The following is a 20,640-nucleotide window of genomic DNA, read 5'->3' on the forward strand; positions in this document are numbered from 1 at the left end:
GGGCAGGCTTTTCATGCCGCCGGACAAAGCAGGCATAATACCGCGCCTTTACCCGTCAACCGGTAGCCCCGTGAACCCAACGCCCGCTGTGAATACCTTGCGCCCCTCGGCTTGTCCGGGGTTGCTGCGTATCGTCCAGGCGCTGGATGGCGGCATCTGCCGGATCAAACTGGCCGGTGGTTCGATCAGCGCCGCCCAGGCCCGCGCCGTGGCGGACGCGGCCCAGGCCTATGCGGGCGGGGTGATCGAGGCGACCAACCGCGCCAACCTGCAGATACGTGGGATCGGTGCCGAGCAAGACGCCTTGATCGCCATGCTGCTGGCCGCCGACCTGGGCCCGAGTACCGCCGCTGGCGATGACGTGCGCAACCTGATGCTCAGCCCCAGCGCCGGTATCGACCCGCAGATGCTGTTCGACACCCGGCCGCTGGCCGAGCAGATCCTCGCCACCCTGCAAAACCGTCCGCGTTTCCATGAGCTGTCGGCCAAGTTCGCCGTGCAACTGGATGGCGGCGAGGCCCTGGCGATGCTCGAGCATCATCATGATCTGTGGCTGTCGGCGTTCGTACGCAATGGCGAGACACTCCTCGCGTTCGGCCTGGCAGGTTGTCCAGGATTGGATGCGCCGTTGGCCGCCGTGCCGTTGGCGCAGGGTCATGGGTTGGTGGTGGCGGTGCTGGAGGCGTTTCTTGACCTCGCCACCCCGGAACAAACCCGCATGCGCCACCTGGCTGTGGATAAGTTGTTGAGTCGTCTCAGCCTGCCGCTGCTGCCGGTCGACGGTTTCAAACGCCCGCCCAGCGGCGCTTTGCTGCACCTCGGTAGTTACCCACAGGCTCAAAACAATCAATTCTACGTCGCGGCCATCGCACCCTTGGGGCGCCTGGATTCGAAGATGCTCACCGGCGTCGCGCAGCTCGCCAACGAATATGGCGACGGCACCTTGCGCTTCACCCCCTGGCAAGGTGTGTTACTGCCTAACGTCGAAAAACCTCACGCCGTGACCCAACGCCTGGCGCAACTGGGCTTCCTCTGCACCGTCGATCAACCCTTGGCCCGCGTGATCGCCTGTACCGGTTCCAGCGGCTGTGGCAAGGCCCTCGCCGACACCAAGGCCGACGCCGTGCGCTTGGCCGCGCTGCATCCCGGCCATGACGTGCACCTGTCCGGCTGCCCACGTTCCTGCGCCGCTGCACATATCGCGCCGGTCACCTTGCTGGCGGTGAGCCCCGGCTACTACGACCTGTATTTTCGCGATGCAGCCCACCCCGGTTTCGGCCGGCTGCACGCACGCACCCTTTCCACTGAAGCGGCGGGCGCCTTGCTGCGCGCTCACCCACGGAGCAACACCGATGATTGATTACATCCGCGACGGTCAGGAGATCTATCGCAACTCCTTCGCGATTATTCGCGCGGAAGCCAACTTGGAGCGTATCCCGGCCGACCTGGAGAAACTCGCGGTGCGGGTGATCCATGCCTGCGGCATGGTCGAGGCCATCGACGGCCTGCAGTTCTCCAACGGTGCGGGTAAGGCCGGGCGCGATGCGCTGGCCGCTGGCGCGCCGATTCTGTGTGATGCGCGGATGGTCTCCGAAGGCGTGACCCGTGCGCGCCTGCCGGCCAACAACCCGGTGATCTGCACCCTGCGCGACGACAGCGTGCCGGAATTGGCGCGGGAGCTGGGCAATACCCGCTCCGCTGCGGCCCTGGAACTGTGGCGTCCGCACCTGGAAGGCAGCGTGGTGGTGATCGGCAATGCGCCGACGGCGTTGTTCTACCTGCTGGAAATGCTCGACGCGGGGGCACCGAAACCGGCGTTGATCCTCGGCTTCCCGGTCGGTTTCGTCGGCGCGGCCGAATCCAAGGCGATGCTGGCGGCGGACAGCCGCGGTGTACCGTTCGTGATCATGCAGGGCCGCCTGGGCGGCAGTGCCATGGCCGCCGCGGCGGTGAATGCGCTCGCCACGGAGGTCGAATGATGCCGGCACGCGGACGTTTGATCGGCCTGGGCGTCGGCCCCGGCGACCCGGAACTGATTACCCTCAAGGCCCTGCGCCTGCTGCGCGAATCGCCGGTGGTGGCCTATTTCGTAGCCAAGGGTAAGAAGGGTAACGCCTTCGGCATCATCGAAGACCATCTGGTGCCGCAGCAAACCTTGATGCCACTGGTGTACCCGGTGACCACCGAAGCGCTGCCGGCGCCGTTGTCCTATGAACAAGTGATCAGCGACTTCTACGACACCGCCAGTGTCGAGGTGGCCGTGCACCTGGACGCCGGTCGCGACGTGGCGGTGATCTGTGAAGGCGACCCGTTCTTCTACGGCTCCTATATGTATTTGCATGACCGCTTGGCCGAGCGCTACGAAGCCCAGGTTATCCCCGGTGTGTGCTCGATGCTTGGCGGCGCCTCGGTGCTGGGCGCACCGTTGGTGTATCGCAACCAGAGCCTGTCGGTGCTGTCGGGCGTATTGCCCCACGAAGACCTCAAGCGCCGCCTGGCGGATGCCGACGCGGCGGTGATCATGAAGCTGGGGCGCAACTTCCCCAAGGTGCGCCAGGTCCTCGAAGAACTCGGCCTGGCCGAGCGCGCGCTGTATGTGGAACGCGCGACCATGGCCAACCAGAAAATCGTGGCGCTGGACCAGGTGGAGCCGATGTCTTCGCCGTACTTCTCGCTGATCATCGTGCCGGGTGAACGGTGGCAAGGTTGATGAACCCGGCGATTGTCATTCTGGGCCAGGGCAGCCTGGCCACCGCGCGCAGGATCCAGCAGGTTTACCCTGGGGCACTGATCCACGGCCTGGCCGGGCGGGTTGAGGGTGCAGACCAGTCTTACAGCGAATTCGGCGCGACCCTGCGTCAGCTGTACCAGCAGGGCACGCCGCTGATCGCCCTGTGTGCGGCCGGCATCGTGATCCGCACCCTGGCGCCGCTGCTGCTGGAGAAAGGCGAAGAACCCGCCGTGCTGGCCGTGGCGGAAGACGGCAGCGCCGTGGTGCCGTTGCTCGGTGGCCTTGGCGGGGTGAATGTCATGGCGCGGGACATCGCGGCAGCAACGGGTGTCGCTGCGGCGATCACCACCAGTGGCGAGTTGCGATTCGGCACCTGCCTGCTCAACCCGCCCGCAGGTTATGAACTGGCGGACCTGGAGCTGGGCAAGCGCTTCGTGTCCGACCTGCTGGCCGGCGAAAGCGTGCGCATCGAAGGCGCGGCACCGTGGTTGGACCAGGCGAATTTGCCCCAGGACCAGCAAGCGCATCTAGCCATTCACGTGGGCAGTGCCGAGCGTGTGCCTGCCGCCAACGAGTTGCTGATCTATCCGAAGACTGTGTGCGTGACCTGCAAGCCGGGTACGCAGTTGGCCGAGCGTGTGCGCGCGGCCTTGCACGAGGCGGGCATTGCCGTGCAATCCCTGGCGTGCCTGTTGGCCAGCGATACGCAGATGGCTGACCCGTCGTTGCACGAAGCCGCGTCGGCGTTGGGTGTGCCGCTGCGCTTTGGGGGTGTTACCCAGGCTGCCGATATTGTCATCGAGATGGCTGACCAACCGCTGGACCTGGCCCAGGTCGGCCGCCGCCGTGGCCGCCTTGCCGTGATCGGCCTGGGCCCTGGCGCCGCCGAGCTGATGGTGCCGGCGGTCAAGGCCGAGCTCGCGCGCTGCACCGATGTGCTGGGCTACGAAACCTACGTGCGCATGGCCGGGCCGTTCCGTGACGATCAGGTACAGCATTGCACCGATAACCGCGAAGAGATGCAGCGCGCCCGCCACGCCTTCGAGCTGGCCGCCCAGGGGCGTTCGGTGGTGGTGGTGTCGTCCGGCGACCCGGGCGTCTTCGCCATGGCGGCGGCGGTGCTCGAGGCGTTGCACGAGTCCGGCGATCCGGCGTGGCATCAGGTCGACCTGGAAATCCTGCCGGGGGTTTCGGCCTCCCTGGCCACCGCGGCCCAGGCCGGCGCGCCGTTGGGCCACGACTTTTGCGTGATGTCGCTGTCGGACAACCTCAAGCCTTGGTCGATCATCGAAAAGCGCCTGGACCTCGCATCCCAGGCCGACCTGGCCCTGGCGTTCTACAACCCGATTTCGCGTTCGCGGCCTTGGCAGCTGGGACGCGCCCTGGAAATCGTCGCGCAACACCGCACGCCTGAGACCCCGGTAGTGCTGGGTCGCGATATCGGCCGCCCCGGCCAGACCCTGCGCGTCACCACCCTCGGGCAACTCACGCCAGACCAGGTGGACATGCGCACCATGGTGCTGGTCGGCTCATCCACTACCTGCACATTCCCTCGCGCCGGTGGCGGTGAATGGGTGTACACACCGCGCTGGTACGGTGCAAAGCCCGCCTCCTGAAAACGCCTGGGTGGCTGCACGAAAGCTCCGAATGACAATGGGTGATCACCTGCTGTTGCTCGGGGCTTTTTCTTTTTTGAGTGACGAAAGCCGGAAGGCCCCGAGGGGCGCCCTGTCATTGCTGGGCAGCGTTTTTTGCCGCGTGCCGGCAAGCGATGTTTGTGGCATGGAAGAGCCGCCGCTGACTGGACTAGTGTGGACACAAGCCCCGAGCCGGGGTGTTTGTGGAGAACTGAAATGGAGCGACATCACAGAAGGATCAACAACACAAAACGGCGCAAGTTGATTGCGCGCTACACATTGCCGAGGGCGCGAGGTGCGCAGCCCTCATTGCCGCTCGACACGGAGGACGACTGCAACGCGGCGGTAGTCAACAACAGCGTGATTTCGTTTGCCGAGGGGCTGTCCGGGCTGAACCGGGAATACATCCGTAAAAGCTATCTGCTGGCCAGCAGCTACGTCAGCGATGTATTGAAAATCCAGCGAGGTACCGAGGCCTGGTACGACGAATTTATCAAGGTGATGATCAGCCTGGGCTGGCTGCCGGTGCGCAGCAGTTTCGAGCGGGTCTCACAGTCGGGCAAGGGCCTGACCGTGCAACTGGCTGCGTTGAATATCATCACCGCGATACTGGCGGGGGCGTCGGTTTCGGGACCGCTGGTTACGGCGCTGCCGAAACTGGCGGCCGATGCGCTGGAGACACTGAAGCAGCAACCGAGTTCTTTCGAACTGTTCAAGCGCAACAGTACGGTGCACCAGGGCGGTGATTTCGGCCTGGCATCCTGCGCCGAAACCGACGGCGAATTGATGATGGTGCTGGTGACGTACAGCACCCAAGGCGTGAACAAACAGGTGGGGCTGCCGTTCCTGGAGTGGGACAGTTCCTCGTTCGAGGCCTTCAGCGGGCAGACCTGCCTGGTGCTGAATACCTCGATGGTCAACGAAAAAACCATCCAACTGATGCGCGAGAGCGCGGGCGACAAGGTGCAGTCGGCGATCGCCAAATACCGGATCTAAGGCACCAGGTAGCCGCGCACCCCGGTAAAGATGATTTGCGCGGCTAGGGCACACACGAACAATCCCATCAACCGACTGACAATCTGCAAGCCCTGGTCACCGAGAATCCGTTCGATACGGTTGGACAGGTACAGCACCACGCCGACCGTGAGGCTGGCCAGGGCGATGCTGAGGATGGCCGTGATCTTGTCATCCCAGTGCGGTTGGCTGACGCCCATGACCAACAGCGCACCGATGGTGCCGGGGCCGACCGTGAGGGGGATGGTCAGCGGCACGATGGTCACGTCCTGCTGCACATTGTCGGTCTGCACGGCCGACTTGCCCTGGGCCATGCCCAGGGCGGAGATAAACAGCACACTGCCGGCGCCGATGCGAAAGGCGTCGACGGTGATGCCGAACACGCTGAAGATCACCCGGCCGAACAGGTAGAGCAACACGCTGGACACCAGGGTTGCCAGCGCCACTTTCCAGGCCAGGCGTCGCCGTTCTTTGCTCGAATAACCACGGGTCAGGCTGATAAAGCAGGACAGCACGAAGAACGGGCTGTAGAGCACCAGCATCTTCAGGTAAACGCTGAATAACACGTGGAGCATGGGGGTGGCTCGCGGCAGGAAACGTGTGGAGAGTCTAACAGGCGCCACGGAGCAAATGTGGGAGGGGGCTTGCCCTGATGCCACTCAGTTAAGGAGGAACACCGTACCTGTGGCGAGCCCACTTTGGAATTACATCTTCAAGTCAGGACGGGGCGTGTTCAGGCCGTTGTTGACGCTGCGCCACCCAGAACTCCACCAGCTCACGCAATTGCGATAACTCCACCGGCTTGGCCATGTGCCCGTCCATCCCCGCCTGGCGTGCGCGCTCTTTGTGCTCCGAGAGGATATGCGCCGTGAGCGCTACCACGGGGGTGCGAATGCGCTGGTGGCTGACTTCCCACGCCCGCAGTTGCTGGGTGGCCGAGAAACCATCGAGAACCGGCATCTCACAGTCCATCAACACCAGGTCATAACGCTGGGCCTTCATCGCCTCAAGGGCTTCCTCACCGTTGCTGGCGGTATCCGGGTTGAGGTTGAGCTTGCCGAGCATGCCGCGAATCACTTTGGTGGAGATGCTGTTGTCTTCGGCCACCAGGATCCTGAAATCGCTGGGCACGGTCACCGCCGCCGGGACGCTGAGGGTCGGACGGGGCTGCACGCCACCTTTGCTGCGCTGGGTCAACTCGTCGGCCAGGGTGGTCTTGAGGGTGTAACCGGCAACCGGCTTGGCGAGGATGCGCTTGATCCCGCAGTTACGCGCGATGATCTTGCTCGGCGCATTGCTGATGCCGGTGAGCATGATCAGCAGGATGTCGTGGTTCAGGCTCGGGTCTTCCTTGATCTTCGCCGCCAGTTGCATGCCGGTCATGCCGGGCATGTTCTGGTCCAGCAGCACCACATCGAAGTAATCGCGCAGGTGCGCCTTGGTGCGCAGCAAGGCCAGGGCCTCTTTACCGGACGGCACGGCGCTGACATTCAGGCCCCAGGCCGAGCATTGCTGCACCAGCACTTTGCGGCACGTATCGTTGTCGTCCACCACCAGCACGCGCGCGCCTTTGAGCGGGCCGTCGAGGTCGGAGGTGGGGTGTTCCAGGCGTTCCGGGTCCAGCGGCAGGGTCAGCCATAGCGTGCTGCCCTGATGGCTGCCGCTCTTGATGCCGAATTCACCGTTCATCAACAGGATCAACTGGCGCGCGATCACCAGGCCCAGGTGGCCGCTCAAACGGGTGGCCGAGAGGAAGTTCTTGCTGTGCAGTTCGCTGTGCAGCAGGGCCTCGCGTTCAGCGGCTTCCATCGGCAGGCCGCTGTCCTGCACGGCAATGCGCAGGCGCGGCTTGGTGCTGCGGTCGTCCAGGGCGACGACGATCAGCACTTCGCCTTCGTCGGTTTTGTGCAGGGCGTTTTCCAGCAGGCTCAGCAGCGCCTGGCGCAGGCGGGTCGGGTCGCCGCTGATGACGCGGGGCACCTGGGGCTGGATGAAGCTGATCAACTCGACGTTCTGCTGCTCGGCCTTGGCGCGGAAGATGCTCAGGCAGTCTTCGATCAGCGCATTGAGGTCGAATTGCACGTCATCCAGCTCGATCTGCCCGGATTCGAGCTTGGAGATGTCGAGGATCTCGTTGATCAATGTCAGCAGCTCGTTCCCGGCGCTGTGGATGGTTTGCACGTAGTCGCGCTGCTTCACCGACAGTGGCGTGCCCAGCAGCAGTTCGGTCATGCCCAGCACGCCGTTCATGGGGGTGCGGATTTCGTGGCTGATCTTGGCCAGGAATTCGGCCTTGGCGGCGATCTCGGCATTGCTGGCGGCCAGGTCGCGGCTGAGGCTGAAGCGGGCCTCGACAATCGCGCGCTGGCGCTCGCCCAGGGCCAGGCTCATCAACAGGCCGCTCAGACAGATAAAGGCCAGCAATGTGACGATCAAACCCTGGGGCGACACCATCGTCAGCCCCAGCAAGGCCGGGAGAATGATCAGCGTGCCGATGTTGAACACCACCATGCCCGCCACGAACAAGCGCGCCGGGCGGTAGCCTTTCTGCCAGTGATACGCCGAGACAAACAGCATGCTCAGGCCCGCCAGGGCCACCAGCGCGTAGGTGATGATGTTCAGCGGCAGGGTACTGACGAACAACAGCAGCAGGCCGCACAGCACGATAAACAGGATGTCGGCCATCAACAGTTTGTTCAGCGGGTGCGGACCCAGGGGCATGAAGAAGCGATAGGCAAACATCAGCCCGCACGGCGCGGTCAGCAGCAGGGCCAGGTAGGCGCCCGGGGTCTGGACCGCGTGCCAGTTCGGCAGCCATGGGCCTACCAGGTTGAGCAGCAGCGCCAGGCTGAGCATCAGCAGCAGTTCGCAGGCCGCCAGCCACAGGCTGCTGCGCGAGCGGTGGTAAGCGAAACGCGTGAGGTTGTGCAGGATCAGCATCAGCAGGCAGCCGAACAGCAGGCCGTAGATCAATGTCTGGGTCTGGTCGGCGGCGGCCAGTACGGCCGGTTCCAGGGTGATATAGGGGCGCAGTTCGTGCTCTGAAACCAGGCGCAGGTAGACGTCGAGGGTCTGTTGGCTCTGGGGCATCGGCAGCATGAAATCGTTGCTGGGCAGCGGGCGTTCCGCCTGGGGCTGGCGGTTACCGCTGCTTTGTTGCTCGATCAGGGTGTCGCCGTCCAGCACATAGAGGCTCAGGTGTGCCAGGTCCGGGGCGAATACCCGCAGCACCTGCTCGTGCTTGCCGGGTTGCAGCTTGAAACGTACCCACAACGCACCGTCCGGTTCCGCGGCGGTAATGCGGTCCAGTTCGATGGGGCTGAATTGATTGGTGTAGCGCGAGGAGCGGATGTCGCTCAGCTGCAGGTCGGCCTGTTCATCAAGCAATACTGCCCAGCCACTGCCTTGCGCGGCGGCCTGGGCCGGGAACAGGCAGAGCAGCGTCAGCAGACTGACAGTGAAACCTATGGCGATCCTGAGCCAGCGCACGGCGAAATCCCTTCGTAGGTTGATGCACGGTTAACTATGCGCGGGGAGGCCTGTATACGGCAAGGGCCAGAAGCCCTTGCCTAACCGAACGGATAGCTTGCGTTACTGGTTTTCGCCACGTTCACGGGCAATGGCGCGGTAGCCGATGTCCGTGCGGTAGAAGCAGCCTTTCCAGTCGATTTTCGCGGCCAGCTTGTACGCCTGTTGCTGTGCGGCGTCGACGCTGGCACCCATGGCGGTGGCACACAGCACACGGCCTCCGGCGGTCACGACCTTGCCATCCTTGAGCGCGGTGCCCGCATGGAACACCTTGCCTTCCAGGGTAGCAGCCGCGTCCAGGCCTTCAATCACATCGCCCTTGGCGTAGTCGGCCGGGTAACCACCGGCGGCCAGCACAATGCCGACGCTCGGACGTGGATCCCACTGCGCTTCAACCTTGTCCAGGGCTTGGGCCAGCGCGGCTTCCACCAGCAGCACCAGGCTCGATTGCAGGCGCAGCATCACCGGCTGGGTTTCCGGGTCGCCGAAGCGGCAGTTGAACTCGATGACTTTCGGGTTACCGGCTTTGTCGATCATCAGGCCGGCGTAGAGGAAACCGGTGTACACATTGCCTTCATCGGCCATGCCACGCACGGTCGGCCAGATCACCAGGTCCATCACGCGCTGGTGCACGTCGGCGGTCACCACCGGGGCAGGGGAGTAGGCACCCATGCCGCCGGTGTTCGGGCCTGTGTCGGCGTCGCCGACGCGTTTGTGGTCCTGGCTGGTGGCCATCGGCAGCACGTTCTTGCCGTCGACCATCACGATAAAGCTGGCTTCCTCGCCGTCGAGGAATTCCTCGATGACGACGCGCGAACCCGCGTCACCGAAGGCGTTACCGGCGAGCATGTCACGCACGGCGTCTTCGGCTTCCTGCAGGGTCATGGCGACGATTACGCCTTTACCGGCGGCCAGGCCGTCGGCCTTGATCACGATCGGTGCACCTTTTTCACGCAGGTAGGCCAGGGCGGGCTCGATCTCGGTGAAGTTCTGGTAGTCGGCGGTCGGGATCTTGTGGCGCGCCAGGAAATCCTTGGTGAAGGCTTTCGAGCCTTCCAGCTGGGCCGCGCCGGCGGTTGGACCGAAGCAATCCAGGCCGCGGCTGCGGAACAGGTCTACGACACCGGCAACCAATGGCACTTCCGGACCGACGATGGTCAGGGAGACGTTTTTCTCGGCGAAGTCGGCCAGTTGCTCAAGAGCCAGTACGTCGATGGCGACGTTTTCGCACTTGGCTTCGATGGCGGTACCGGCGTTGCCGGGGGCGACGAAGACTTTCTGGACCCGTGGGTCCTGGGCAACTTTCCAGGCCAGGGCGTGTTCACGGCCACCGCTGCCAATGATCAAAACATTCATTCCAAAAACCTCAAATTCTGTAGGCGCTGTACGAGCGCTTTAATGTGGAGCCGGACTCTTGTGGCAAGGGCGCTTGCTCCCGTTCGACAGCGCAGCTTGCTCCCGCTGGGGGGCGCTTCGCCCCCCAGCGGGAGCAAGCTCCCTCGCCACGAAACCGGCTGCCACATTTCGCTCGAGTTAGCTCAGTGACGGAAGTGGCGCATGCCGGTGAAGACCATGGCAATGCCGGCTTCATCGGCAGCGGCGATCACCTCGGCATCGCGCATCGAGCCGCCCGGTTGGATCACGGCCGTCACGCCGGCTTTCGCGGCGTTGTCCAGGCCATCACGGAACGGGAAGAATGCATCCGACGCCATCACCGAGCCGGCCACCTGCAAACCGGCGTGCTCGGCCTTGATCGCGGCGATACGCGCCGAGTTCACGCGGCTCATCTGGCCAGCGCCGACACCGATGGTCTGGCGGTTCTTGGCGTAGACGATGGCGTTGGATTTAACGTACTTGGCCACTTTCCAGGCGAAGATCAGGTCGTTGATCTCTTGCTCGGTCGGGGCGCGCTTGGTCACCACTTTCAGGTCTGCGCTGCCGATCATGCCGATATCGCGGCTCTGTACCAGCAGGCCGCCATTGACGCGCTTGTAGTCCCAGGCAGCGGCACGTTCAGCCGACCACTCGCCGCAGGCCAGCAGGCGCACGTTGGCTTTGGCCGCCACGATGGCGCGGGCTTCTTCGCTCACGGAAGGGGCGATGATCACTTCGACGAACTGACGCTCGACGATGGCCTTGGCCGTCTCTGCATCCAGTTCACGGTTGAAGGCGATGATGCCGCCGAACGCGGATTCGGTGTCGGTGGCGTAGGCCAGTTCGTACGCCTGGCGAATGCCGCCTTCAGCGTCCGGGCTCACGGCCACGCCGCACGGGTTGGCGTGCTTGACGATCACGCAGGCCGGCTTGACGAAGCTCTTCACGCATTCCAGCGCGGCGTCGGTATCGGCCACGTTGTTGTAGGACAGTTCTTTGCCTTGCAGTTGGGTCGCAGTGGCGATGCCCACTTCGGCAGGCTTGGCTTCCACGTAGAACGCCGCGCTCTGGTGCGGGTTCTCGCCGTAGCGCATTTCCTGGGCCTTGATGAACTGGCTGTTGAAGGTGCGCGGGAACTGGCTGCGGCCTTCTGTGCTAAGGGTTTCGGCGGCCTGGTTCACGGTGCCCATGTAGTTGGCGATCATACCGTCGTAGGCGGCGGTGTGTTCGAACGCCTTGAGCATCAGGTCGAAACGCTGGGCATAGGTCAGGCCGCCGGCTTTCAGGCTTTCCAGCACGTGGGCGTAGTCGCCGGCGTTGACCACGATGGCCACGTCTTTGTGGTTCTTGGCCGCCGAGCGAACCATGGTCGGGCCGCCGATATCGATGTTTTCGATGGCGGTCGGCAGGTCGCAGCCCGGCTTGTTGATGGTGGCTTCGAACGGGTAGAGGTTGACGGCCACCAGGTCGATCGGCTTGATGCCGTGCTCGGTCATGATGGCGTCGTCGATGCCGCGACGGCCGAGGATGCCGCCGTGGATTTTCGGGTGCAGGGTCTTGACGCGACCGTCCATCATTTCTGCGAAGCCGGTGTAGTCCGCCACTTCCACTGCGGCCACGCCGTTGTCCTGCAGCAGCTTGAAGGTCCCGCCCGTGGAGAGGATTTCCACGCCCAGGGCTTCCAGCTCCCGGGCAAATTCGAGGATCCCGGTCTTGTCGGAGACACTGATCAAGGCGCGGCGGATCGGCAGGCGGGTAGTCTGGTCGGTCATTTCAATTTCCATCAAAAGCAAAGGAGTCAGCAAAAAAGGCGACCGGTTTTACGCGGGCGCCTTTCTGGTTTGATTGAATGCTTACAGCAAATCGTATTGCTTGAGCTTTTTGCGCAAGGTGCCACGGTTGAGGCCCAGCAGCTCACTGGCTTTGGTCTGGTTGCCCTTGACGTAGTTCATCACGCTTTCGAGCAGGGGCGCCTCGACTTCGGAGAGCACCAGGTTGTACACGTCCGTGACGGAAGCGCCCTCAAGGTGGGCGAAATAATTATGCAGCGCCTTCTCGACACTCCCGCGAAGGGTCTGGCCTTCTTCGCTCGGCGTGTTGAGGTGCTGTTTCAAATTGACGTTGTCGCTCACGGGTGTTGTTCCACTCACTAAAGTCTCGGTCATCATCGTCATGCGGCCACCCATTCTCCGTCCCCTGCTCTCAGGCTCTTGTCTCGTTCGGCAAAAAACTCACGAACGGCGGTGACCTGTGCTTGCGTTTCATCCAAACGATTGAACCCGGCGCGAAACTCCCTGGCGCCTGGCAGGGTTGCGAGATACCAACCCACATGCTTGCGAGCAATACGCACGCCCATCACCTCTCCATAGAAGGTGTGAAGTGCAGCCAGATGCTCTAGCAGAATACGTTCCACCTCGACCAGTTCCGGCGCTGGCAGGACTTCACCCGTACGCAGGAAATGCTCGACCTCACGAAAAATCCACGGCCGCCCCTGGGCGGCCCGGCCAATCAACACACCATCGGCACCGGTGGCGTGCAGCACGCGCCGGGCTTTTTCGGCCGAGTCGATGTCGCCATTGGCAAATACCGGCATCGACACCGCCTGCTTGATCGCGGCGATGGTGTCGTACTCGGCTTCACCGGTGTAAAGGTCGGCGCGGGTGCGACCATGCACCGCCAGCGCTGTAATGCCTGCCTGTTCGGCGATCTTCGCCACCGTCAGGCCGTTCTTGTTGTCCCGGTCCCAGCCGGTACGAATCTTCAGGGTCACCGGCACATCCACTGCGGCAACAACGGCCTGCAGGATCTCGGCAACCAACTGCTCATCTTTCAACAGCGCGGAACCGGCGGCCTTGTTGCAGACCTTCTTGGCCGGGCAGCCCATGTTGATATCGATGATCTGTGCGCCCAACTCCACGTTGGCCCGGGCCGCATCCGCCAGCATCTGCGCATCACCCCCGGCGATCTGGACCGAGCGGGGCTCGGGATCACCTTCGTGGATCATGCGCATCCGCGATTTGCGGGTGTTCCACAAGCTCATGTCGCTGGTGACCATTTCCGAGACTACTAGACCCGCGCCCAAACGCTTGCACAGCTGACGAAAGGGCTGGTCGGTGACGCCCGCCATCGGGGCGAGAATCAAGCCATTCTGCAATGTATATGGGCCGATGCGTACCGCCGACATAGGACTTCCCTGTTGTGGGGCCGGATCATTAGAGTTCGAAAAAGGGTTGGCATGATACCCGCTCTCGATGACTGGATAAAGGCTGAATTGGATAAAATCTGAACAGTTATTTCTTTATCGCCGCCGGTTTGGATGGGCGGTGCCCAGTCAATACTCCACCGTCAAGCGACGGTGCGTAGGCCGATTCACTCGGGCGAGTGGAAGCTCAGGCTGTAATTCACGGCTTTATTGCCCGGATCGAGGATATCCAGGGAGATATGGATCGGGGTTTGCGATGGCATTTCGCTCACCCCGGCCAACTCGCCGCTCAGGTATTCGGTGGGCTTGAAGCGACGATTGGCAATCAGGTTGCCGTTGAGGTCGGCGAAACGCAGTTCCAGCAGCGGAAAGGGCTGGGAGAACGTCGCGCGGTTATAGATGATCGCATCCACCACCAGCGCCCCGGCGAACTCCGGGTGGCTGCGTACCACCAGGTTGCTGCTCTTGATATGGGCGATATCGACCCGCGACGGCACTGTGCAGCCCAGTGTCGGGCACAGTTGCTGGAACCATGGGCGGTAAGCGTCCTGGCGGGCCAGATCGTCGAACTGATAGGCAATGTACTGCGCGGCCAGGCCGGCGGCGGCGATCAGTACCAGCAGCATCCAGATCAGGCGACGGCCCAGGCCCTGCGGGCGTTTTTGCGCGTACAGGTGCAGAGGGTCGTCTTCCAGGTCCTGGAGCAGGTCGTCATGGATGCCGGCTTCGGAGCGTGGGCGCTTGCGACGGGATTGCGCGCGCTCTTCGGGCTCCGCTTCATCCGCTGCCGCTGTCAGGGGCGTGAACGGCGGGTCGATGTGTTCATCTTCCGGGGTTGAGCGCAGCGCGGGCTCATCGTCGAGGTGCAACGACATGGAGGGCTCGGTGCGCTGCCTGGTCGCAGGGGCTTTGGTCGGTTCAGGTTCGTCTTCGGCGGCGGAGGCGCGTTCTTCAGGCGGTTCGCTGAACAGGCTGGCGGCCCATTTTTCTTCTTCGGCCTTGACGGTTTCGCGGCTGGCGCTGAGAGCGTCTTCTTTCTGCCGGCGGTCGGCACCGGGCTGGCGGCGTTCCGCGCCTACGGGCAGCGTGTGCTGAATCTCGCGGCGTTCCAGCTTGGCCAGTTCCTGGTCCAGGTCCAGATTGTCCAGGTCCAGCTCTTCGGCGCTCCACTGCTTCTGGCTGATTGCCCGCTGTGGTTCAGGCGCGGCTTCGCGCACAGGCTCGATCGTGGCCGGCTGCTCCGGCGCAGGCGCCTGGGCGCGCTGCTCCAGCAGCTGGCGGGCAGCGTTGAAGACTTGCAGGCACGAGCCGCAGCGAACCACGCCGCGAGCCACGCTCAATTGGGCGTGGTTGACGCGAAAGCGGGTTTGGCAATGCGGGCACTGGGTGACGAAACTGTCGGTCATGCGGCCATCCGATTCAGGCAAGCGCTCATTCTAGCGCCGACGTCCGCTGATGCGTACCCAGCCATCACGGTTAGCGATCGGATCCAGCTCGAAATCCTTGGCGTAGGCGGCGGCGACATCTTCGCCCTGCTCGGCGAGGATGCCCGACAGCGCCAGGCGCCCGCCCGGCTTGACCAGGCTCGACAGTTGCGGCGCCAGGGACACCAGCGGGCCGGCGAGGATATTGGCGACCAGCACGTCGGCCTGCACCTGGGGCAAATCCTGCGGCAGGTAGAGCGGGAATTTGCCGTCAGGAATGTTGTTGCGCCCGGCGTTATCCCGGGACGCTTCCAGGGCCTGCACGTCGATGTCGGTGCCCACGGCTTCCTTGGCGCCCAGCAACAGGGCGGCAATCGCCAGGATCCCCGAGCCGCAGCCGAAATCCAGCACGTGGCTGCCCGTCAGGTCCTGGCCGTCCAGCCACTCCAGGCACAACGCGGTAGTGGGGTGGGTGCCGGTGCCGAATGCCAGGCCCGGATCCAGCAGCAGGTTGACCGCGTTCGGCTCCGGGGCGGCATGCCAGCTCGGCACGATCCACAGGCGCTGGCCGAAGCGCATCGGCTGGAAGTTGTCCATCCAGCTGCGCTCCCAGTCCTGGTCTTCGATGATTTCGCTGTGATGCTCAGGCAATGGGCTGCCGGTGAGCAATTCCATATGGGCCAGCACGGCGGCGTCGTCGGTGCCGTCTTCGAACAGGGCCAGTAGATGGGTGTGGGACCACAGCGGGGTGGTATTCAGCTCGGGTTCGAAGATCGGTTGGTCTTCGGCATCCATGAAGGTCACCGAGACGGCGCCCACTTCGAGGAACGCGTCTTCGTAGGTTTCGGCTTGTTCTGGGCTGATGGCGAGACGGACTTGCAGCCAAGGCATGGCGGGCACCTTTGAAAAAAATGAGTGTGCAGCGGGGTAGGCTGCGAAAGCGCGCAAGTTTACGCGAGCGGCGGGCAGAAGACGACACTACTGACTGCACGCCGGTCAAATGTGGGAGGGGGCAAGCCCCCTCCCACATTTTGACGGTGTACATCTTCAAAAAAGTAGAGGGCCCACAAACAACAAAGCCGCCCGAAGGCGGCTTTGTTGGGTGGAGCACTTACTGGTTGGCCAGCTTGTGTTCCAGGTAGTGAATGTTCACACCACCTTCGCAGAAGCCTTCATCACGAACCAGGTCCCGGTGCAGCGGGATGTTGGTCTTGATGCCGTCGACCACGATTTCGTCCAGGGCATTGCGCATACGGGCCATGGCCTCGTCGCGGGTCGCGCCCCAGGTGATCAGCTTGCCGATCAGCGAGTCGTAGTTGGACGGAACCTTGTAGCCGCTGTACAGGTGCGAATCCACACGTACGCCGTTGCCGCCGGGCGCGTGGAAATGCTTGACCAGGCCAGGGCTTGGGATAAAGGTCTTCGGGTCTTCGGCGTTGATCCGGCACTCCAGGGAGTGGCCGTGGAGCTTCACGTCGTCCTGGGTGAAGGACAGCACGTTGCCGGCGGCGATGCTGAGCATCTCCTTGACGATGTCGATACCGGTGACCATCTCCGACACCGGGTGCTCTACCTGCACGCGAGTGTTCATCTCGATGAAGTAGAAGCGGCCGTTCTCGTAGAGGAACTCGAAGGTGCCGGCGCCACGGTAGTTGATGTCGATGCACGCCTTGACGCAGCGAGCCAGGACTTCCTGGCGAGCGGTTTCGTCCAGGCCCGGTGCCGGTGCTTCTTCCAGCACCTTCTGGTGACGACGTTGCAGCGAGCAATCGCGGTCGCCCAGGTGGATGGCGTGGCCCTGGCCGTCGGACAGCACCTGCACTTCCACGTGACGTGGGTTGGTCAGGTACTTCTCCAGGTAGACCATCGGGTTGCCGAACCAGGCAGCCGCTTCGGAGCGAGTCTGCTTGGCCGCTTCGATCAGTTCTTCTTCCTTGTGCACCACGCGCATGCCGCGACCACCACCGCCACCGGCGGCCTTGATGATCACCGGGTAGCCGACTTCGCGACCAATGCGCAGTGCGGTTTCCTCGTCTTCAGGCAGCGGGCCGTCGGAGCCAGGAACGGTTGGCACGCCGGCGGCGATCATGGCGTCCTTGGCCGAGACCTTGTCGCCCATCAGGCGAATGGTTTCGGCTTTCGGGCCGATGAAGGCAAACCCGGATTTTTCCACCTGTTCGGCGAAATCGGCGTTTTCCGCGAGGAAGCCGTAGCCCGGGTGGATGCCATCAGCGCCGGTCACTTCTGCGGCGGCGATAATGTTCGAGACTTTCAGGTACGAGTTCGTGGCCAGTGGCGGGCCGATGCAGATGCTCTCGTCCGCCAGTTTCACGTGCATCAATTCGGTATCGGCCGTCGAGTAAACAGCGACGGTCTTGATGCCCTCTTCCTTACAGGCGCGCAGGATACGCAGCGCGATCTCGCCGCGGTTGGCGATCAGGACTTTTTGCAGTTTCTTCGCAGGTTTCAACATCGAAGGCGCTCCGCGGTTCAAACGATGGTGAACAGCGGCTGGTCGTACTCAACCGGCTGACCGTTTTCTACCAGGATGGATTCGATGACGCCGGCTTTTTCGGCCGTGATGTGGTTCATCATCTTCATCGCTTCAACGATGCAGATGGTGTCGCCCACTTTCACGGTCTTGCCTACTTCAACGAAGGCTGGCGAGGTCGGTGCCGGGGTGCGGTAGAACGTACCGACCATTGGCGACTTGACCACGAAACCGTTCAGCGCAGGGGCTGCCGGTGCGGCAGGTGCCGCGGCAGCAGCAGGCGCGGCGGCCGGAGCAGCAGCCGGTGCCGGTGCTTGCATCTGTGGTGCGTAGAACTGTTGGGCCGGGGTCTTGCTGTGGCGGCTGATCCGTACGGACTCTTCGCCTTCCTTGATTTCCAGCTCGTCGATACCGGATTCTTCCAGCAGTTCGATCAGTTTCTTAACTTTACGGATATCCATGAATCATCAACTCCCAAGGGTCGGTCAGGGGCGCTTGGCCTGTTCTTCAAGCTGTTCCAGGGCGGCCTCCAGGGCCAGTCGGTAACCGCTGGCGCCAAGGCCGCAGATCACTCCTACCGCAACGTCGGAGAAGTAAGAGTGATGGCGGAAAGGTTCGCGTTTGTGCACGTTCGATAAATGCACTTCGATGAATGGGATGCTCACCGCCAGCAGCGCGTCACGTAATGCAACGCTTGTGTGCGTAAAAGCGGCGGGATTGATCAGGATAAAGTCCACGCCTTCGCTACGGGCGGCATGGATGCGATCAATCAATTCATACTCGGCATTGCTTTGCAGGTAGAGCAAATGGTGGCCGGCTTCACGTGCCCGTCGTTCCAGGTCAAGGTTGATCTGATCGAGGGTTACTGCCCCGTAGACGCCCGGTTCACGGGTGCCGAGCAGGTTCAGGTTGGGTCCGTGAAGAACCAGTAAGGTCGCCATCGGCTGTTCCTTGTTATTGGTGTGGGCAAGGCAGAACCCGGCGACTATGCCGCAAAGCCTTTGTGACTGTCCAGTTCTATGCAGTAGGCAGCACGATTAGCGAGGATTGCGCAAAATTTGTGACTGGGGGTCGGGATCCGGTCATTGGTAATACGCCCTTGAATCCCGTGGAGATCAAATGTGGGGGCTTGCTCCCGATTGCAGTGTGTCAGTCTCGCATCTGTAACTGATCCACCGCTATCGGGGGCAAGCCCCCTCCCACATTTTGATTTTCATTTGATTTTGGATCTTCATGGGGCGGGTCAGACGCGGAACGCCTGCACTGCCGTATTGAGCTGCCCACCCAGCACCAGCAAATGCTCACCCTGGCTGCGGCCCTGGCCGATGCGCAGCAAATTATCCTCGCCGAGCTGATGAATCCGCTCGCTGTTGTCGCGAATCTCACTCACGGCGCCACTTTGCTGCGCCGTTACATCGGCAATCCGCACGGCGGTGGCGGAAATGGTCTGGATCGCGCCGACGATTTCATCCAGCGCGCCATCCGCCGCCTGGGCTTGCTGGGCGGTGGCTTCGGCGTGTTCGACCTGGGCGCGCATGCCCTGCACCGATTGGTGCGCGGCGGTTTGCAGGCCGGTGATCAAGCCCTGGATCTCGGCGGTGGCGCCAGCGGTGCGTTGGGCCAGGGTGCGCACTTCGTCGGCGACCACGGCAAAGCCGCGCCCGGCCTCACCGGCGCGTGCGGCTTCGATGGCGGCGTTGAGCGCCAGCAGGTTGGTCTGGTCGGCAATCGAGCGAATCACGGTCAATACGCCGCCAATGGTGGCGGACTCCTCGGCAAGTTTCTCGATCATCTGCGCATTTTGCTGCACTTCACCCACCAGCGCGTGCAGGCCGGTGAGGCTCAGGCCGATCACGCGCTGGCCTTGCTCGACCGCCTGGCCCGCGCTGCGGCTGGCGCCGGCCGCCTGGCTGGCATCACCGGCGACTTGCTGGATGGTGGCCTCCAGTTCGCCCAGGGAGTCACGAATCTGCGCGGTATCCCCTGCCTGGCGTTCGGCGCCGTCGTGCAGGCCACTGCTCAGTTCGGCCAGGGCGCGGCTGCTGCCGGCCACTTCTTCGGCATTGCCACGGATGGTTCCCACCAGATCCACCAGGTAGGCGCGTAGACGGTTGAGGGACGCTTCGATGTCGCGCAGCTCGCGGTTGGTCTTGCCCAAGGTGATCGGCTGGCTGAAGTTGCCCTCGCCCCAGGTCGACAAGGCGGGGGCCAGGTTGGTCAGCACCCGCGCCAGGCGCCGTTGCAGGGTGTCGATCAACAGGGCGATCAGCAGAATCAGGCCGATCATCACGCCTTGCATCAGGCGCACTTCGCCCTGGATCTTGCCGTGTTGCGCACGCACCACCGGCTCGAGGCCGGCGATGGCCTGCTGAACGGCGGCGATTTTCAAGTGGGTGGCGGCGCCCAGGTCGGCACGCTGCTGGATCTGCGTGCGGGTGCGCTGGAGTTCGGCGGGGTAGCGGGCCAGCAGGCCGTTGAGTTCGCGCTTGAGGTCGACGCCGGTGTCCTGGGCTTCGGTTTTTGCGCTGTTTTCCAGGCCCATCAAGGCCGAAAAATCATCGGTGTTGGATTCTGCGCTGGCCTTTACCCCGAGTAATGGCAGTTGCTCCAGCAGGTCGGCCTGGCTGCGCATATTGCCGACTTCGCGTTCCACATCGTCCGCCAGTTCCGCGCGGCCGCTGCTCACCAGTTTGTCGCGGGCCAGGGACAGCTTGTCCAGGTGCAGTGAGGCCGCCAGCAGCGGTGGCAGGTAGCGCGCGGCTTCGGCGCTGTTGACGCCCATTGCGTATTGGCTCAACTGCTCCAGGTTGGCGCCCAGCTCCCGCTCGGCCTGCAGCAACAGGGCTTGTGGGTCACCTGCCAACTTACCGGCCGCCAGCAGGTCGGTCTTGCTGAAGGCATCCAGGTCCGCAAGGCTGGGGCGCAGGTTCTGCGCGAGATCGGCGGGCAGTTCATCCAGGTGCTGCAACAGGCTTTCCAGGCTCTGGCTGGCACTGCTCAAGCGCAATGCATCACCGCTGGCGAGGTAGTCGTCGATATTGCGCGCGGCCTGGTTCTGGAAGGTCTGTGACAGACCGAGGTAGCGTTCCATCAGCAAATAAGGTCGTTCCAGCGCCCGTTGCGACCACCACAGCGTCGCTCCAAGTGCCAGGCACACGGCCACCAGCAGGAGGGTATTGAGATTGGTCAGCAGCTTCAGGCGCATGCGGGGTATCAACCGACAGCAAAAGGTAAGTGCC

Annotated in this window: 17 protein-coding genes; 5 read left to right on the top strand and 12 right to left on the bottom strand. The window is 63.1% G+C overall.

All coding sequences use genetic code 11. The features are described from left to right. Window positions 1-13: 13 nt before the first annotated feature. The 5 genes from cobG to BM416_RS22450 all read left to right on the top strand — a co-directional run bounded on the left by cobG (window position 14) and on the right by BM416_RS22450 (window position 5,364). On the top strand, window positions 14-1,360 hold the full coding sequence (gene cobG / locus BM416_RS22430) for a precorrin-3B synthase (RefSeq protein WP_092489498.1): 1,347 nt from the start codon (window positions 14-16) through the stop codon (window positions 1,358-1,360). Further along, window positions 1,353-1,979: a precorrin-8X methylmutase gene (locus tag BM416_RS22435; protein WP_092489499.1), complete on the top strand. Its 627-nt coding sequence runs from the start codon at window positions 1,353-1,355 to the stop codon at window positions 1,977-1,979. Before cobG ends, BM416_RS22435 begins: the two co-directional genes overlap by 8 nt. Then, the gene (locus tag BM416_RS22440) at window positions 1,976-2,710 is read left to right on the top strand and encodes a precorrin-2 C(20)-methyltransferase (RefSeq protein WP_371856064.1); all 735 of its coding nucleotides are present in this window, start codon (window positions 1,976-1,978) and stop codon (window positions 2,708-2,710) included. The genes BM416_RS22435 and BM416_RS22440 overlap by 4 nt, the downstream gene beginning before the upstream one ends. After that, window positions 2,710-4,347: a precorrin-3B C(17)-methyltransferase gene (cobJ, locus tag BM416_RS22445; RefSeq protein WP_092489500.1), complete on the top strand. Its 1,638-nt coding sequence runs from the start codon at window positions 2,710-2,712 to the stop codon at window positions 4,345-4,347. The genes BM416_RS22440 and cobJ overlap by 1 nt, the downstream gene beginning before the upstream one ends. Before the next feature lie 237 nt (window positions 4,348-4,584). After that, the gene (locus BM416_RS22450) at window positions 4,585-5,364 is read left to right on the top strand and encodes a hypothetical protein (RefSeq protein WP_092489501.1); all 780 of its coding nucleotides are present in this window, start codon (window positions 4,585-4,587) and stop codon (window positions 5,362-5,364) included. Here the strand turns inward: BM416_RS22450 and BM416_RS22455 are convergent. The 12 genes from BM416_RS22455 to BM416_RS22510 all read right to left on the bottom strand — a co-directional run bounded on the left by BM416_RS22455 (window position 5,361) and on the right by BM416_RS22510 (window position 20,606). Then, window positions 5,361-5,957, bottom strand: a complete 597-nt coding sequence (locus tag BM416_RS22455) for a MarC family protein (protein ID WP_003217330.1) — start codon at window positions 5,955-5,957, stop codon at window positions 5,361-5,363. The two genes, BM416_RS22450 and BM416_RS22455, sit on opposite strands and share 4 nt — an antisense overlap. A gap of 142 nt (window positions 5,958-6,099) precedes the next feature. Continuing rightward, complete coding sequence (locus tag BM416_RS22460) at window positions 6,100-8,871, bottom strand: hybrid sensor histidine kinase/response regulator (protein WP_092489502.1); 2,772 nt, start codon at window positions 8,869-8,871, stop codon at window positions 6,100-6,102. 102 nt (window positions 8,872-8,973) lie between these two features. Next, window positions 8,974-10,266: a phosphoribosylamine--glycine ligase gene (gene purD, locus BM416_RS22465; protein WP_092489503.1), complete on the bottom strand. Its 1,293-nt coding sequence runs from the start codon at window positions 10,264-10,266 to the stop codon at window positions 8,974-8,976. Between the two features lie 182 nt (window positions 10,267-10,448). Next, on the bottom strand, window positions 10,449-12,056 hold the full coding sequence (purH, locus tag BM416_RS22470; protein ID WP_092489504.1) for a bifunctional phosphoribosylaminoimidazolecarboxamide formyltransferase/IMP cyclohydrolase: 1,608 nt from the start codon (window positions 12,054-12,056) through the stop codon (window positions 10,449-10,451). Window positions 12,057-12,137: 81 nt separating this feature from the next. Next, complete coding sequence (fis, locus tag BM416_RS22475) at window positions 12,138-12,458, bottom strand: DNA-binding transcriptional regulator Fis (RefSeq protein WP_002555375.1); 321 nt, start codon at window positions 12,456-12,458, stop codon at window positions 12,138-12,140. Beyond that, window positions 12,455-13,468, bottom strand: coding sequence for a tRNA dihydrouridine synthase DusB (dusB, locus tag BM416_RS22480; RefSeq protein ID WP_027607756.1), 1,014 nt, complete (start codon window positions 13,466-13,468; stop codon window positions 12,455-12,457). Before dusB ends, fis begins: the two co-directional genes overlap by 4 nt. Window positions 13,469-13,653: 185 nt before the next feature. Next, window positions 13,654-14,892: a DUF3426 domain-containing protein gene (locus BM416_RS22485; protein WP_092489505.1), complete on the bottom strand. Its 1,239-nt coding sequence runs from the start codon at window positions 14,890-14,892 to the stop codon at window positions 13,654-13,656. Between the two features lie 30 nt (window positions 14,893-14,922). Next, window positions 14,923-15,801, bottom strand: a complete 879-nt coding sequence (gene prmA / locus BM416_RS22490) for a 50S ribosomal protein L11 methyltransferase (protein WP_092489506.1) — start codon at window positions 15,799-15,801, stop codon at window positions 14,923-14,925. A gap of 220 nt (window positions 15,802-16,021) precedes the next feature. Further along, window positions 16,022-17,383, bottom strand: coding sequence for an acetyl-CoA carboxylase biotin carboxylase subunit (gene accC, locus BM416_RS22495; RefSeq protein WP_092489507.1), 1,362 nt, complete (start codon window positions 17,381-17,383; stop codon window positions 16,022-16,024). Window positions 17,384-17,400: 17 nt separating this feature from the next. Further along, window positions 17,401-17,862: an acetyl-CoA carboxylase biotin carboxyl carrier protein gene (gene accB / locus BM416_RS22500; RefSeq protein ID WP_027607997.1), complete on the bottom strand. Its 462-nt coding sequence runs from the start codon at window positions 17,860-17,862 to the stop codon at window positions 17,401-17,403. Between the two features lie 24 nt (window positions 17,863-17,886). Next, complete coding sequence (aroQ, locus tag BM416_RS22505) at window positions 17,887-18,342, bottom strand: type II 3-dehydroquinate dehydratase (RefSeq protein ID WP_065925560.1); 456 nt, start codon at window positions 18,340-18,342, stop codon at window positions 17,887-17,889. A gap of 302 nt (window positions 18,343-18,644) precedes the next feature. Then, window positions 18,645-20,606: a methyl-accepting chemotaxis protein gene (locus BM416_RS22510; protein ID WP_092489508.1), complete on the bottom strand. Its 1,962-nt coding sequence runs from the start codon at window positions 20,604-20,606 to the stop codon at window positions 18,645-18,647. Window positions 20,607-20,640: the final 34 nt, after the last annotated feature.

The sequence above is a fragment of the Pseudomonas sp. NFACC42-2 genome (assembly GCF_900116055.1).
GTDB lineage: Bacteria > Pseudomonadota > Gammaproteobacteria > Pseudomonadales > Pseudomonadaceae > Aquipseudomonas > Aquipseudomonas marginalis.